General features: G+C 40.5%; 14 protein-coding genes. 8 read left to right on the plus strand and 6 right to left on the minus strand.

Going from position 1 to position 15,978, the window contains the following annotated elements:
* Positions 1–36 precede the first annotated feature (36 nt).
* Positions 37–570 carry a hypothetical protein gene (locus ACO6S2_RS18675; RefSeq protein WP_422360078.1) on the plus strand — a complete coding sequence of 178 codons (534 nt, stop codon included), beginning with the start codon at positions 37–39 and terminating at the stop codon, positions 568–570.
* Between the two features lie 54 nt (positions 571–624).
* Here ACO6S2_RS18675 and ACO6S2_RS18680 read toward each other — a convergent pair whose 3' ends face one another.
* The 4 genes from ACO6S2_RS18680 to ACO6S2_RS18695 form a co-directional block, all read right to left on the minus strand.
* Positions 625–1,698 (minus strand): hypothetical protein, encoded by a 1,074-nt coding sequence (locus tag ACO6S2_RS18680; protein ID WP_422360079.1) that lies wholly within the window; start codon positions 1,696–1,698, stop codon positions 625–627.
* Positions 1,699–1,781: 83 nt separating this feature from the next.
* Positions 1,782–2,315 carry a sigma-70 family RNA polymerase sigma factor gene (locus ACO6S2_RS18685; protein WP_422360080.1) on the minus strand — a complete coding sequence of 178 codons (534 nt, stop codon included), beginning with the start codon at positions 2,313–2,315 and terminating at the stop codon, positions 1,782–1,784.
* Positions 2,299–3,426, minus strand: a complete 1,128-nt coding sequence (locus tag ACO6S2_RS18690) for an MFS transporter (protein WP_422360081.1) — start codon at positions 3,424–3,426, stop codon at positions 2,299–2,301. Before ACO6S2_RS18690 ends, ACO6S2_RS18685 begins: the two co-directional genes overlap by 17 nt.
* An 18-nt stretch (positions 3,427–3,444) precedes the next feature.
* On the minus strand, positions 3,445–3,612 hold the full coding sequence (locus ACO6S2_RS18695) for a hypothetical protein (protein WP_422360082.1): 168 nt from the start codon (positions 3,610–3,612) through the stop codon (positions 3,445–3,447).
* Positions 3,613–3,762: 150 nt separating this feature from the next.
* Here ACO6S2_RS18695 and ACO6S2_RS18700 point away from each other — a divergent pair, with 150 nt between their 5' ends.
* Together ACO6S2_RS18700 and ACO6S2_RS18705 are read left to right on the plus strand one after the other, a co-directional pair.
* Complete coding sequence (locus tag ACO6S2_RS18700) at positions 3,763–4,095, plus strand: PadR family transcriptional regulator (protein WP_422360083.1); 333 nt, start codon at positions 3,763–3,765, stop codon at positions 4,093–4,095.
* On the plus strand, positions 4,095–6,776 hold the full coding sequence (locus ACO6S2_RS18705; protein ID WP_422360084.1) for an ABC transporter permease: 2,682 nt from the start codon (positions 4,095–4,097) through the stop codon (positions 6,774–6,776). The genes ACO6S2_RS18700 and ACO6S2_RS18705 overlap by 1 nt, the downstream gene beginning before the upstream one ends.
* 80 nt (positions 6,777–6,856) lie before the next feature.
* Here ACO6S2_RS18705 and ACO6S2_RS18710 read toward each other — a convergent pair whose 3' ends face one another.
* On the minus strand, positions 6,857–7,195 hold the full coding sequence (locus tag ACO6S2_RS18710) for a T9SS type A sorting domain-containing protein (protein WP_422360085.1): 339 nt from the start codon (positions 7,193–7,195) through the stop codon (positions 6,857–6,859).
* Positions 7,196–7,348: 153 nt separating this feature from the next.
* Here ACO6S2_RS18710 and ACO6S2_RS18715 point away from each other — a divergent pair, with 153 nt between their 5' ends.
* The 5 genes from ACO6S2_RS18715 (at position 7,349) to ACO6S2_RS18735 (ending at position 14,037) form a co-directional block, all read left to right on the plus strand.
* Positions 7,349–7,876, plus strand: a complete 528-nt coding sequence (locus ACO6S2_RS18715; protein ID WP_422360086.1) for an RNA polymerase sigma factor — start codon at positions 7,349–7,351, stop codon at positions 7,874–7,876.
* 51 nt (positions 7,877–7,927) lie between these two features.
* On the plus strand, positions 7,928–8,848 hold the full coding sequence (locus ACO6S2_RS18720) for a FecR family protein (protein WP_422360087.1): 921 nt from the start codon (positions 7,928–7,930) through the stop codon (positions 8,846–8,848).
* A gap of 16 nt (positions 8,849–8,864) precedes the next feature.
* Entirely contained in the window at positions 8,865–11,408 is a 2,544-nt protein-coding gene (locus ACO6S2_RS18725; protein ID WP_422360088.1) for a TonB-dependent receptor plug domain-containing protein, read from the plus strand.
* A gap of 80 nt (positions 11,409–11,488) precedes the next feature.
* Positions 11,489–13,303, plus strand: coding sequence for a histidine kinase dimerization/phosphoacceptor domain -containing protein (locus tag ACO6S2_RS18730; protein ID WP_422360089.1), 1,815 nt, complete (start codon positions 11,489–11,491; stop codon positions 13,301–13,303).
* Positions 13,304–13,317: 14 nt separating this feature from the next.
* Positions 13,318–14,037, plus strand: coding sequence for a LytR/AlgR family response regulator transcription factor (locus tag ACO6S2_RS18735; protein WP_422360090.1), 720 nt, complete (start codon positions 13,318–13,320; stop codon positions 14,035–14,037).
* Positions 14,038–14,084: 47 nt separating this feature from the next.
* Here the strand turns inward: ACO6S2_RS18735 and ACO6S2_RS18740 are convergent, their stop codons facing one another.
* A complete protein-coding gene (locus ACO6S2_RS18740) occupies positions 14,085–15,974 on the minus strand; it encodes an amidophosphoribosyltransferase (RefSeq protein WP_422360091.1) in 1,890 nt (629 codons plus the stop codon).
* Positions 15,975–15,978 lie beyond the last annotated feature (4 nt).

Here is a 15,978-nt window from a genome sequence, read left to right on the forward strand (position 1 = left end):
AGCTAAATTGAAGTATAACAAACTTATAATTTACCAATGAAACTATTAAACTCAACGATTTGCGCCTTGTTAGTACTAGGTGCCTGTCAACCGCCCCAAGACAATGCAGTGAATGAAGCATTTGAGAAAAATTCAAAAGTGATAGAAGCCTATGTGGAAGGTTACCAAACCGAAAATCTAAATTATGACGCCTGGTATGCAGATGATGTAGTAATCCTAGGAACGGCATTTGGAGCACCCGACTCAGTAAGTCTTAAAGAAATCAAAGAACAGGACAAAATGTTTTTAGCTGATTTTGACTTAGAGTTGACCACGGACCTCGTACTTCTACCTGGAGTAGATGTAGAAACCAAAAAAGCCGATGGCTCTGTCCGATACTATGGTGATTGGAAAATGATCATGTCAGCAACTGACTCTACAGAAGAGAGGTCCGTAGTTGTGAAAGTGTACGAATCTTTTGATTTCAATGAAGAGGGAAAGATTGTCTTTCAACAATCTTACGGAGACATGTCCGCAGCATATGACTATTTAGTGAACGGTGATGCGGCAGAAGACGATCAAGAAATGTAATTAACCTAAAGCTTTTGATTCTGGCCGTCAAGAATAGAATTCCTGGCGGCTTTTTTATGGAGCATAATACTCTAAAACCTGCTGGCTCAGCTCCGCATAGCTCTGATCATTAGTCAAAGCTGCCATATAGTAAAAGGCGTAAACAGTTTTTTCTACATCAACCTTCTTCTCCCTTCCTCCGAGTGACTCTCCACCAGGATACACCCTGGTATTTCCTTCTGTACTTATCTCACCCGACTCCAGCACTCGGGAGAATTGCCAATCAGCCGAGCAAGAAAGGCCATCATTTAGTACGTTATGCAATTCAACACCCGAACCTAACAAAGCATACAATTCAAAGCCTAACTTAAGCGCCACACCATTATAGCTAGAGTCCCAACCCTGAGCTTCAATAAAGTATCCTGCGGTTTGCTCCCGTAGCGTCATAGCATGGCCTGCCAAGCCCAAGCCAGTTTGCTGAGCATTAGCATCCTCTAAATATGCTCCAAGAGTATAAAATGCCAAACCATCAAAGAGTAACCTATTGGGTGACGCTCGATCGTATTCCTGTATCAATTCTAAATTTGACTTAAGATAGGTCAACAGACTTTCTATATTAGTTTGCAAGCCTTCAATCGTTTGTTTTGAAGCATGGTCATCCGGCAGCCCCTGGTACCACTCCGAACTTTCAAACGCATGAAGACTTATGCCGAGCCCATAGGCAAAAAAGAAACTTCCACTCGCCAAATCAGCAGGTAACGGCTGACGATCCGCAGGTGCATCCGGAGGAGCTATGAACTCAAAATCACCAGCTTCAGTCTGATACAAAAAGCTATAATTTATACTCTTTACCCATTCGCTCAATGCTTCTTCGCTTTCAAAGTGCACGGCATAGTTAGCCAGGTGGGTAGCCGCCAGCTGAAAGCGTGCATGAGCATAACCATTCTTGTTTCTTCCCAGCGCACCTTCCTCGTCTGGTTCCTCAACAAATCCAGTCAGTACTTCATCAGGTACAGCATCTATCAAATCCGAATAAGATAAGGAATTATTGAGCGCAACAGATTCACATGAATAAGTCGCTTGGTCTTCCTCCTCCTTGCATGACATAAACACAAATACAAAGGATAAAATAAATGCTGCTGATTTCATAGCCGCAAATGTATCAACAATTTGAAAAATGAATAAAAAAATGGTTAGCTGACAGTGCAACGCTCACTTCTAACTTGTCGTGGCTAATCAGACTTTGTTGCGCAAGAACTCTTTTTCTTATATTGTACGATACTACCTTTCACACCTTGTTCCACATGGCAACATTCGGATATTAACACTTTAAGCTTTTTTCTACCTCTCTGTATTTTAGATCGTAAGGTGGTGTAATTTATATCTAGCTGTTTGGCGATTTCTTTTTGCGGAATTCGCTTCAGCTCAGACAGCTGCAACACTTGTCTGTATTCATCTGGTAGCTGATCAATAAAGGGAGCGATACAGCTACTCAGTTCATGCACAACATCCGCTAGTTCTTCCTCTCGGAATACCTGCTCATCAAGCTCATTGGTTGCTATTCTCTTTTTTCGGTAATAATCAACAATCGTGTTTTTAGCGACGGCGTACACCCAACTTTTCACGCTACCCATGGCTGAGTCATCAGATTTCACCAACTTGTAAAAAACCTCTTGAGTCAAATCTTCAGCGTCTTCCCTATTCGATATTCTTTTCTTAATAAATTGAGAAAGAGGTTTATACAAATTGTCAATTTGAGTTTTCATAACGGAATTTATAATTCAAAAAAATTAAGGCGCTCACTACAGAAACGATCATGAATAAGTAATGTTGACCTATACTATTCAAAAGCCCTATACCTACAAAGGCCCCAACACCCGCTCCTAAATCCCACCATGAGCTTACTTGAGAGACTGTCAACAACTGATTCTGTGTAGAACGCATAGCTACCAGAGGAGCAAAACATACGACTACTGTATTAAAAAAGAAACAAAATACTATGCCCTCTACGACAAAGCCTATGGCAATCAAAAAGAGACCAAGCAAACAACACCACACAGAAAAGTTGAACATGATCGCCGGAGATATTCGCATGGACACAAAGCCACTCAATAAAGAAACCCCAATCATAAACAACCGAGAAAGAAGCATGTAGCTAGCCGCTGTGACGATCAAGTCGGAAGTCTCATGAATAGAAACACTCAGCAAGTGAGCCAACCCAACAATCAAAATACCGTCAATAGTGCAGGCCAGAACAAACACCAGCAGGTTAATTGGCGTAGGGGCAAAAGTCTTTCTGAATTCAATTCGATTAGAACCAACCTGAACGGCAGGGGTAAAAAGTGAAAATACTACTGCAGGTAAACTGCACACGGCCAGAACCAAAAAAGCCATACCAATTCCAAATTGGACCACCAGCCACGGGCCTAACATAAATGCAAACAAAACTGCCAGTGACTTCAGGCTTTGAGTAGCTCCAAAGGCCAATCCTCTACCTGATTTAAACTGCGCAGCAATACCCAGAGTAGAGGTTTTCATTCCGGAATAAGCTAAGCCCCAAACAATTCTTGCCACCAGCATTGACCACAATCCAATACTCAATCCATAGATGGAGGTTGTAATTACCCCCAAGAGTCCCGAAAGCATTAGCACCTTTTTTATTCCAAAATGACGCACAAGGTTGGCTACCCAGGTATTTCCAATGATTCTCACAAAGCGGTTTGCAGATAAAAGAACGCCAATTCCAAAAACTGGAATGTTTAATGAAGCGGCATACACAGGCAATACTGGATATAGCACTGCATCACCAAGGCCAGCGAAAGCCATGACTCCGCTGGCCAAAAGGGCTGCCTTGAGATTTCCTTTTTCCTCAAGCATTAATTCGGGAAAATTTGGTTAACAACAACCTGTAGTGGCGGCATTCACCTCTTTTGTTTCACTTTTATCACAGCAAAGCGACCCATCAGATGGCTGATCACAGCAGATCTCGTTAGTGTTTGAAGCTGCCTCATTTGTGGTACAACATCCGTTTACATTTTCTGATTTTAAATCTTTCTTTTTCATGATTATAAAAATATGTTTCATAGGCTAAGACGAAGGCGTTTAAAAATGATGCACTTTTTAAGAGCGAAAGATGCTCTACAACATTTGTTGTACAAAAACGCAACTAATTATTTTATTTCTTGTATAATTGTACAACAAACCCCTAAAATCATGAAAGGAGAACATTTAGGTGAACTGGAAGAATTAGTACTGCTGACCATTGGCTCACTCTACCAAGAAGCTTATGCTGTGGCGATTCTCGAAGAGATTAAAAAAAACACCAACAGAAAAATGGATGTGACGGCCATTCATTCCGTCTTGCGAAGGCTGGAAAAGAAAGGCTATACCAAATCTGAAATGGGTGGAGCTACAGCAGAACGCGGTGGTCGACGCAAGCGATACTTTGTTTTGACACAGATAGGAAGAAAAGTCTTGGACGACACCATGGAACTCAGAGTCTCACTTTACAACAAGATGCCCAAACTGGCATTTGCTGGAATCTAATGAATCCTCAACCGCCCAAATGGGCTGATCGGTTCCTAGCCTGGTTTTGTCATCCAGATTTACTCGAAGATTTGCAGGGTGACCTCTATGAGATTTTCGAACAGAAACTACTTCAGGGTCAGAAGAGAAAAGCTCAATATCTCTACATCTGGCTGGTACTACGCTCCTTTCGTTGGTCAGCCTTAAAAGAAAATCAAAAACTCAAAAACTCATTTTTTACCATGACAAAAAACAACATAAAAATCGCCATCAGGGTGCTTTGGAGAGACAAATTCAATAGTGCCATCAATTTGCTGGGTCTTACCCTTGGCATTACTTGTTTTCTACTTCTAGGGCTCTATGTCAAGCAAGAAGTTACTTACGACCACTTTCACAGCAAAAAGGATCGCATCTATCGCAGCTGGGTTAAAGAGGATTATGGAGATGGGCGGGAGTTTTTCAATTCACACACACCACTACTCTTTGAAGCATTGTTTGAAGATAACTTTCCTGAAGTCGAAAGGTCCGTTCAGTACATTGAACATGACTTTTTGGTCGGACGCAATGAAAATCGAATTGATGAAATCATTGCGTTGGTAAGCCCTGACTTCTTAGAAGTCTTCGATGTTCCTCTGATTTATGGAGATAAATCTACTTTTCTACCTTCTAGAGAGCACATTGTTATTTCACGAAGTTATGCCGAGAAGTATTTTGGGTTGGAGAACCCAATGGGCAAGACGATAGCTGTTGAAGTGGACACCTTAATTCATGACTTGACTGTCTCAGCAGTATTTGAAGATTTTCCCGTCGAGTCTAGTATCCGCTTTGATATGGCAATCTCTGCCGAAAATGGTCGTCGGATTTACCGAGATCGACTATATACTTCATGGTTTAATATAATACCAGAGACCTATGTTCTTCTCAAAGAAGGCACATCTATTTCGTCTATGGAAAGTAAAACACAAGACGTAGTCTTGAGCCAAGGGGTAACCTACGGAGATGAGCCACTGGAAAAAGATCAATACCAAATCGGATTTCAACCTTTGACGGATATTCATTTGAATCCAGACATTCCATTAGGTACTGCGCCAGTAGGCAATCCTCAATATGTAATCATCCTTGGTGCTATTGGCTTCCTAGTATTAATCATGGCCTGTGTCAATTACACTACCCTGTCAGCAGGCCAATCTTTAAAAAGGTCAAAAGAAGTTGGAATGCGAAAAGTACTTGGTGCTTCTAAACGTACTTTGATCTATCAATATTTAAGTGAAAGCTTGGTGTTGGCCGTAGTAGCTATGACGATCGGTACAGTAATTACATTTTTCTTAATCCCAACATTCAATGCCCTGACGGGCACAGAGATTTTCTTTCAATTCGAATGGTGGCACACGGGAATTTATTTGGCCATTGGGCTTGCCATAGGACTACTCGCTGGCGCCTACCCAGCACTCATTATTACTGCCTTTAAAACCATTAATATTATCAATGGAAGTAATCAGTCCACTGGAAAACTCGCCGCGCGAAAAGGACTCGTCATTTTACAGTTCTTGGTGACAGTTTTTCTAATTAGCACAGTTCTAATCATGCGCCAACAAATCAATTTCCTGATGGACAAAGATCTTGGCTACGATTATAAAGCTGTAATCTCTTCTGAATTGCCCATAGACCCCAACGGCCGTGGAATCCGTGATGCACTCAAATCGGGTCTGGACAACGGGGAGTTGCTAAAAGCAAAACTTGAAAAGCATCCCAAAATATCAAAAATAGCCATTGGCAACCACCTTTTCGGCTCCAATGGCTGGACGCATGTAGCATTTAATGATGATAATGATGACTTCAAATGGTTCCGTTTGTTGGTAGTCAATGCTGAATATTTGAGTGCATTCAACATTGAACCGATACAAGGTAGAAATTTTGAAGTAGGCAATGGGTTAGACAAAAGGCAGTCGGTAATCATCAATCAAAGTGCAGCCAAATATTTTGGTTTAGAAAACCCCGTTGGAGGAAAATTGCCTGGCCCTGAATTTGGTGAGCATCAAATCGTTGGGGTTGTAAAAGATTTTCACTATTCCTCTCTACATACTGAAGTAGAGCCTTTAGTAATCGTCCAAAACATTATGCCAATATTCGCTGGTGTTACGGATGCGGATGTGAAGGATTCATACTCACCTAAAATTGTATTTACCTATAGCGGAAATAATTTACACGATGCCATCGAGATTTTGGAAAATGAATGGGAGACCACATTTCCATCCGAAGCACCAAACTTCGAATTCATAGATGATCGCATCAGCAGACAGTACGAAAGCGAAGCACGTCTAAATAAGCTTATCGTGATTGCCACAATCCTCTCCATACTTATTGCCGGCCTTGGCCTGTTTGGATTGATTATGCTGGTCGCCAATAGTAAAATCAAAGAGATCGGCATTCGAAAAGTCATGGGGGCTTCTCCACTTTCGATATTTCAGCTACTCATCAAGGGATTTGTTATTCAGCTAATACTCGCGATTGTATTGTCTGTACCTTTAACTCTCTACCTAATCAATCAATGGCTGGAAAATTTTGCTTATCGAGTAGATATCGGCAGTTTGCCATTTGTTCTTAGCGGGCTTGCGACGCTTCTCATTGCTGTGGCCGTGGTGGTGTATCATACCATTCAAGCCACGCGAATCAATCCCATTGAGTCCTTGAGAGTAGAGTAAAGTAGAATAAAACAAGAAAGTCAGCCTTTGGTAAATAATTCCACCAACGGGCTGACTTTTCTATAACCTCAAATTGTGTCTTATTGCACTACCACTTTATACATACTTTCCAAATCACCCTGTTTATGATGAATCATGTATATTCCTTTTTTCCAATTCCCAACAAATATGGAAAGCTCAGTGAAGGTCTCATTGACCTGATAAACGTTGCGCCCGGAAAGGTCCATGATTTCCAGCCGTGATGCTTGTCCATCAAACTGGATTCGCTTAATATTCAAATACTCAACCGCTGGGTTAGGGAAAATTTCAATCGTACTCGTAAGGCCTAAGTCTTCTTCCAATTCTAATTGATTTTGTCCCCAGCTGTTGTTTAAACAAGTGATTAATCCAAAAAATAAAACTATCGTTAACCTTTTCATCCTATCATTTTCCTTTCTGATAAATACAACGAGATCGTCTTCACTCTCCCTACTTGATTTCAATTGAACCAAAGATTGTTCCAATTTTTTTCAAGGTGATTGTTTCGTCTATCTCAAGGTGATTATATTTGGAATTCAATACCCTAAAGAACTATGGATCAACCCTCTGTTTGCGAAGAACAGTCCTTTACTCGCTTGCATCAATCCCATGCTACCGCTCTTCAGAATTTTTTATTCTATCGATTTGGCAGTTTGGAAAAAGCAAAAGATTGTGCACAAGAAGCCTTCGTCAGACTTTGGAACAACTGTAGTAAAGTAGCGTTTGACAAAGCGAAGAGCTTTCTGTTCACTACAGCTAACCGTATCTTTTTAGATGATGCGGCTCATCAAAAAGTAGTACTGAAGTTTGAAAAAAGAAGTGACACTGCAGAGGCTCAATCAGAAACCAACCCTGAATTTCTATACCAGATTGATGAATTCAAAGAACAGTTAGAGTCTGTTGTCTCAAACCTCCCAGAAAAACAGAGAGTAGTCTTTTTGATGAGTAGAATAGACAAAATGAAAAATCAGGAGATCGCAGATACCTTGGAAATTTCGGTAAAAACAGTAGAAAAACATATCACATCGTCTTTAAAATCAATTCGAGCCAATCTAGACGAACTAAATCATTTTTCAATTTAGGTAGGGTTTCCAAAACGTTAGCCGTCATAACATCAGACAAACGAAAAAGTCATGGAAAATAATCACAAAGACAAAGATGCAATTCTCGCCCAATGGCTGAATGGAGACATCTCAGCAGATGAAGCTGAAAAGCATTTGTCTCGTGATGAATTCATGAAGTATCAACAAATATTAGATGAAGTAGACACCTGGACACCGAGTTTAGAAGCATCTACTATCAACCTGAACGAAATTTTAAATTCAAAGAAAGAGGCCAAGGTCGTAAAAATGACTACTTGGAAATATGCTTCTATAGCGGCAGCCATAGTCTTAGCTGTTTTCCTTGGCCCTAGACTCTATGAGTCAATAACAACCGTTACTTATGAAACGGCTTATGGAGAAACACAGACCATAGATTTACCAGATGGCAGCTCAACACTTTATTTAAGTGCCAATTCCAAAGTGAAATGGAAAAAAGGAGATTGGAAAAGCGGCAAAAGAATATTGAACCTGGAAGGAAAAGCCTACATCGAAGTGCCAGAAAAAGGGAGCTTCGACGTTATTACATCTGAAGGAACGGTCTCAGTCCTTGGTACCCGATTTACCGTCTATCAAATGGAGCAAGCGCTACATGCAGTATGCTATGAAGGTCGTGTAAAAGCTACAGCTCCAAAGGGCGAATCTGTAGAGCTCTCCAAAGGAGAATCTAGCTTGTTTTTCGAAGGATTATGGAGTGCCAAAAGGTTCTTTGATGCAGCCTATCCGGAATGGATTCAGGGGCATTTAGCCTTTGACAATGCACCGCTCAAGCAAGTATTAGATGAACTATCATCCAACTATGGCATCAAGGTTGACATTGGAGGAATTAATCTGGCCCGACGATTTACAGGATCTATCCCTAAGGATAATCTTGATCAATCCCTGAAAATTATCTTCCCAACCTTGGGCATCTCTTATCGATTGGACGACAATACCCTATATTTGTCCGAGTAAGAGAGAAAAGTTGAAAATGCGATATTTATTGATCACACTTTTGGTGTGCGCTGGGATGAGTCTATTATATGCGCAACAAAAAGCGCCATTTCTGGAATCCATCAAACATTATGAGTCCACATTGGACGCAAAATTCTCCTACGATCCAGTCATTTTTTCTGAAATTGATCAAGATTTTGACACCAACCAGAGCTTTCCTGAGTTTACCTCTTTGGCTGAATCTCAGCTACCCATCAAGATTCAAAAAGTAGGTGAAAGTTATTATACCATATCATTGACAGAAAGCACATATGCCTTGTCGCTGTCAGATTCATTGGCCTCTAAAGCCATAGAACCTCCATTTTTCTTTCTAATCAATTCCGTTCCGGTAGATATAAAGCTTAGTGACGAAAAGGCCACTTTCCGATATAAACCCAGCATGAAAGACACGTTGATTGTCTATGTACCCGGTTTTGAAAAAAAGGTAATTCCTGTTTGTCAATTGTTGAACTCAAAAACTCTCGACATACCACTAATGACACAAACTTACCTGTTGAGTGATGTGGTAGTAGAAGACTACGTTACCAAAGGTATCAATCTGGATCCGGCTAATCAGAAAATTTCGATTGACGTCAAGGATCTTCCCTTATTGCCCGGAGAAACCGATGGCGACATCTTTGCTTCATTGGCTGCCCTTCCAGGGATCACTACACCAGATGGGCGCCCTGGAAATCTATTCATCAGAGGAACTTCTCCTGATCAATCGCTCATTCTTTTTGACAATATCCCGATGTACCACCGCGGTCATTATTTTGGAACTATTTCCCCTTACAACCCAAAAACGGTCAATAATGTAGAAGTTTTTAGAAGTGGATATCATCCTAGAATGGGCGGAAGAGTCGGTGGTGCTGTTTTTATTAACTCAGAACAAGAGATAAACAATGATTCACAATATGGTATTGGTGCGAATACTCTTTATGCCATGGCCTATGCCAAAACACCATTAGCTAACAATAAGATTGGGTTAGTTGTGGGTGCTAGGCATTCATACCCTTCAAGTATCAGATCACCAAAGCTTGACGCAATTACCGAATCAGTTTTCGCCGCTACTGGAATATCCGATGATCAAGGAAACATTGGAACCGACGTGCGAGTTAAATTCCAGGATTACCATGCCAAGGTTATATTAAAACCCAATGAAAAGCATAAGGTCACGATATCTGGAATATATAGCGACTCTGACCTAAGATATGAGTTAATTGATGCGCCTCCGGGAATTGATGAACATATAGATTTTGAAAACTATGGAGTAAATACTGTATGGAGCTTTAAGATTGATCAGAAATGGACAGGGTCCTTAATAAACACGCTGGGTCAATATACTTATTCTACAGAATCACCCGTGCCCATGGGCGAGCAAAAAACAGAAAACACTATTCAAGATTACAATGCACGATTGGAGTTATCTCAAACGAACCATCAATCTCATCAACTTCAATTAGGTGTGGACTACCAACTACAGTCATCCGCACTAGACTATAGCAATATCACTAGTCAAATAACTAGTGGAAATATGGAATCTGTTGTTCGAAATGAGTCAGTTGATGCTCACACTATTTCCCCTTTTGCAAACATGCATTGGTTTGGCAAACAAATAAATCTTCAGCTGGGCTTGAGAGGTAGTTTTTATAGCCCAACCCAAACTTTTTATTTATCACCTAGAGTTTCAGCCAATTACTCAGTAAATCAATCGTTTGACTTAAAGGCCTCAGCTGGACGTTATCATCAGTTTCTCAGTCAAGTCCGAAATTTACAAATAGGTACTGGAGGATTTGATAATGCGCTTTGGCAATTAGCTTCTCAGGACCAAGGAAGCGTAATTTCTGGTTCTCAATTCATGACTGGCTTCATGTTAAACAAAAACCGATGGCTATTAGATGTGGAAGCCTTTTATAAAGTGGCTAATAACATCACCTACTATGAAAGTCTATTCTTTGACAATACCAGCGACTTTTTTACGGCTGACAATGTGCTTTATGGCATTGATACCTATCTCCGAAAGGAAATTACCTCGTCCACTTCTGCTTGGTTAGGTTATTCTTACGGAGGGTCTAAAATTACGTTGGACACTACCAATCAAACCACCTACAAATCAAAATACGTTCAACCGCATGTCTTTTATATCGGCAGCGCCTACCAAAAAAACCGATGGAAGTTCTCAGGGGTTTGGAAATACGGTTCAGGACTAAATGGCCAATCCCTGGAAATTGCCTATGTACGAGGAATATATGAACGAGCACAAGACAATCGCCCTCCTGGATCCCCAAGAGCCCCAGATCCATTTGCCGACCAACCAGAGCGCTATCCTAATGTACACTCTTTGGATTTATCGGTTTCTTACAAAATACCCCAAACTGAGCAACGCCCATGGTCTGTTTCATTCGGGTTGTCTGTCATAAATGTATATGATCAGGAAAATCTAATCGATCGAGCATTTCGAGGAAACCCTCCTCCTCCGCGATGGATCGACAGAAATGCCCTAGGGTTTGCTCCAAACCTGATGATTATGTTTGAGTGGTAATTATTTACAAATAACTCCATCATAGCTTTGAAAGAATTAAGGAAAGCACTTAACTTGATTCTTTCTAAAATGGAGCCTTCATGTTTAAAAAGCTAGCCAAGCAATCATTCTTTTTGTTTACAACAATTTTTGCTTTATGGACTTCACCTTACCAAACCAATGGACAGAATAGAATAGACAGTCTGAAACAACAACTCAGTCTACAATCGTCTGATAATCTGAAAATCAGTTTACATGTACAACTTGGTCAGGAGCAAAGGCTCATTGGCCAGCACGACTCCAGCCTTATACATTTTCAACACGCACTTGATTATTATCGGTCCAATGATAGTAAAAAGAAGGAAGCCGATCTTATCGTCGAGATCGGAGAAACGTATAGAAACAATGATGTTCCAGATCGAGCCATGGACTTTTTTCTACAAGGAATCAAAATTTATGAGCCGCTACAGGATTATGCTGGAATTGCAACAACCTACAATAAAATGGCCGACCTTGTTATGCGCCAAAATGATTACCCACGGGCAAAAATATATTCAAATACAGTAAAGGAAATTTTAGCACTTTCGCCCTATTTTCCTGCCAGAGCACATTGGTATATGAATAGAGGTAGAATATTCAATAGCGACATGCAGTTTGACAGTGCGATTCACTATCATCAACTCGCCATTGACCTGTTTGACTCTCTTCACATGTATCACGACAAGGGGAGAGCACTTCACAATAGGGCCAACTCCCTGCGAGAATTGGGAAGGTTTGACGAAGCTATGGAGCTATGCCAACAAGCGCTTGATATTCCTGAACTTAGTGCCAATATCAAAAGTCAAATATTCACCATTCTCTTAATTGCCAACATATATCAAGACACCAATCAACTAGAAAAAGCCGTTGAATATTCCTTAAAAGGACTCGAACTGGCCACCAAACACAACTTTATGGATCGCAAGCGTGTAGCGCTGCTATACCTTTCTCAGACTTATGAAAGAGCCCGGTCATACGATTCAGCCTACTTTTATCACAAGCGGTATGCTAATATGATTGAATCCATTTTTGACAAGGAAAAATACGAGCAGGTTAATCGTTTAAACACGCTATATGAAACAGAAAAGAAAGAGCAAACCATCGCTATCCAGCGAGCCAACCTTGCACTACAAGAAAACCGACAAAATCAGCTCTATTATGGCATAGGTTTTTCTATTTTAATAGGAGCCATTCTATCAATTGCTTACGTGCAAAAGACCCGTACCAACAAGCTCTTGAGCCAACAAAAATTGGAGATAGAAAAACAGAACAGTGAACGAGAAGTACTGTTGAAAGAAATTCACCACCGAGTCAAAAACAACCTTCAGGTTATTTCAAGTCTACTGAGTATGCAATCCAGAAAGATGAAAGACAGTGATGCTAAAGTAGCTGTAAAAGAAGGGCAGAGTCGTATCAAATCCATGTCTCTCATTCATCAAAAGTTGTATAGCGAAGGCAACCTTTCAAGGATTAATATGAAGGAGTACATTGATGACCTAAGTGGCTTCTTATTCAAAAGTTACAAGACTGAAGCTCAAATTGAGCAATTGGTAGAAGCTGATAACGTTTCTCTAGATGTTGACACGGCAGTGCCACTCGGACTGATTATCAATGAACTAATTTCTAATGCCTTGAAATACGCCTTCGAACCTGAAGAGCAAGGTCAGGTATCCATTAGACTACATAAAAAACAAAAGACTTATGAGCTTCAAGTAGCGGATACTGGTAAAGGTCTGCCCAAAGATTTTGATAAAAAACAGAGCATGGGGATGCGTCTGGTTCATATTTTAGTTGACCAATTGGATGCAGATTTACAAATTGATCAATCAAAAGGTTTATTATTTACAATAATTTTTACTGATAAAAGAGCTGCATAATTTATTTTAACAAAATGATTAGTGTACTCATAGTTGAAGATGAATTGATCATCGCCAATGATCTGCAAGACATTCTGGAATCCAATGATTATCATGTCATTGGCATTGCCAAAAGTTATGACCTGGCTATCAAAAAGCTTTCAACAGAGCAGCCAGACATTGTACTCCTCGACATCCAAATTGATGGAACCAAGGATGGTATTGATTTAGCCAATACGATTAAAAATGAGTACGAACTACCATTTATTTTTATATCATCCCATACAGACCGAGCGACATTAGATCGTGCCAAAGAATGTAAACCATATGGTTTTTTGGTCAAACCTTTTGAAGATGATGATGTTCTTGTGGCTGTAGAAATGGCATTAAGCAACTTCTCCAAAGAACAAAACAACAACGAAGACAATCAAGACTTCACCATCAATGAAAGCCTCTTCATTAGGCAAAAGAATACGGCCGTGAAGGTCGCCTACGATGATATTCTGTACGCTAGCTCAGATGCCAACTACTGCACACTCTATACAGAAGACAAAAAGTTTGTCATGCGGTCAACGCTAAAAGAGTTGGAAAACAGGTTAGATGACAAAAGATTTTTTCGGTGCCACAAATCGCATTTAGTCAATCTGAATCACCTCTCATCTGTGAACAGTGAGTGCATTACAATTAAGAACGTCGAGCTCCCCATAGGACGTGACCAGCAAGCTTTACTCATGAGCCAGATTAATAAGATATAAAAAAGGCCACACAAGTGGCCTTTTTTATATCTATTACAATTTTCCAACTAATACGCTCTCACAGTCACACCCTTCATAAAGTTTACAAAGGCCTTGTTCACTACTCTATTTCCTCCAACAGTTGGAAAGTCACCAGTAAAGTACCAGTCTCCTTCATGATCCGGACATGCTTTGTGTAAATTATCCACTGATTGGAAAATCACTTCCAATTCAGCCTTCATGCCTTCAGGGCGAACAATATCTGTAATTTTCGCTGAAACTTGATCTGCTGTAAATGGCTTATAGAGCTCTTGCACATGATTTGGTGCATCTGGATTGCCTACGGACTCTTCACATTTGGCTAGCACTTCTTCTAGCATGTACGATTTATCGTTTTCCTCCAATAGTTCGAGTACAGCGCGGAAAGCCACAAAGTCCTTCATCCTACTCATATCAATTCCATAACAGTCAGGAAATCTAATCTGAGGTGCTGAAGAAACAATCACGATTTTCTTTGGTTCCAGTCGATCCAGTAAAGTCAAAATACTCTTTTCAAGTGTAGTTCCTCGTACGATAGAATCATCAATGATCACAAGGTTATCTACGCCTTTATTCACCACTTCGTAAGTGGTATCATATACGTTAGCGACTAATTCATCTCTAGAAGAATCATCAGCAATGAAGGTTCGAAGTTTGGCGTCTTTGATGACCATTTTTTCCACCCTTGGGCGGAAAGAAAGTACATCCTCTAGGTCTCCACTATGCGGTTTGCCTTCCAGTATTATTTCTTTGCGCTTGGCAACCAAGTACTCATCCAGTCCACTCATGAGACCCAAAAAGGCAGTTTCCGCCGAATTAGGAATAAATGAGAAGATAGTATTCTTCAGGTCAAAGTTGACCGACTCAAGCACTTTCGGTACAAGCAACTCACCTAGCTTCTTTCTTTCACGATAAATATCAGGATCAGAACTTCTAGAGAAGTAGATTCTTTCAAAACTGCATGACTTCTTTGGCAGCATATCTATAAACTGCTCTTCTGAGAAGCTACCATCTTGATTGATAATCAATGCGTGGCCAGGAGTGATTTCTTTAATATCTTGATAAGCACAGTTAGTAGCCGTTTTAATGGCTGGCTTTTCAGAAGCCACAATTACTACTTCTTCATCCGCGTAATAATAAGCGGGACGAATACCGGCAGGGTCGCGAGCAACGAAAGATGCCCCATGTCCTACCATACCCGCCATAGTATATCCCCCATCAAAATCTTTACAAGATTTTTTTAGGATGTTAATCATGGAAAGTTCTTCCTCTATTTTTTTGGTAATATCCTTATTAGATAATTTGAATTTGTGTTTGTCAAAAATCTCTTGATTCTCTTCATCCAAAAAGTGACCGATTTTTTCCATCACCGTAACGGTGTCTGTCTTTTCTTTGGGGTTCTGACCCAATGAGATAAGGATATCAAACAGCTCATCCACATTGGTCATGTTGAAATTACCGGCGACTACGAGGTTTCTAGATCGCCAATTGTTCTGGCGTAGGAATGGGTGACAGCTTTCAATACTATTCTTTCCATGTGTTCCATAGCGCAAGTGCCCTAGCCAAACTTCCCCTGTAAATCCATAATTCTTTTTGAGCCACTCTTCGTCTCGGAATTTCTCCTTCCCTCCTTCTTTAAGTGCCTTGTTGAATTTTTTGGCTACCTTATCAAATATCTTTTGCAAAGAATTGGCATCGATCGATCGATACCTACTTATGTATCTATAGCCAGGTTCGAGTCCCAACTTGATATTGGCAATTCCTGCCCCATCTTGGCCTCTATTCTGCATTTTCTTCATCAGAAGCAGCAGCTTATTGGCTCCATAAAGGGGCGTGTTGTACTTGTCAATGTAGTATTGAAGGGGTTTTCTCAAACGGAGGTGCGCTATCCCGCACTCGTGTTTAATAGGGTCGCTCATATCA

It is taken from the genome of Reichenbachiella sp., from assembly GCF_965233835.1.
Taxonomy (GTDB): domain Bacteria; phylum Bacteroidota; class Bacteroidia; order Cytophagales; family Cyclobacteriaceae; genus Reichenbachiella.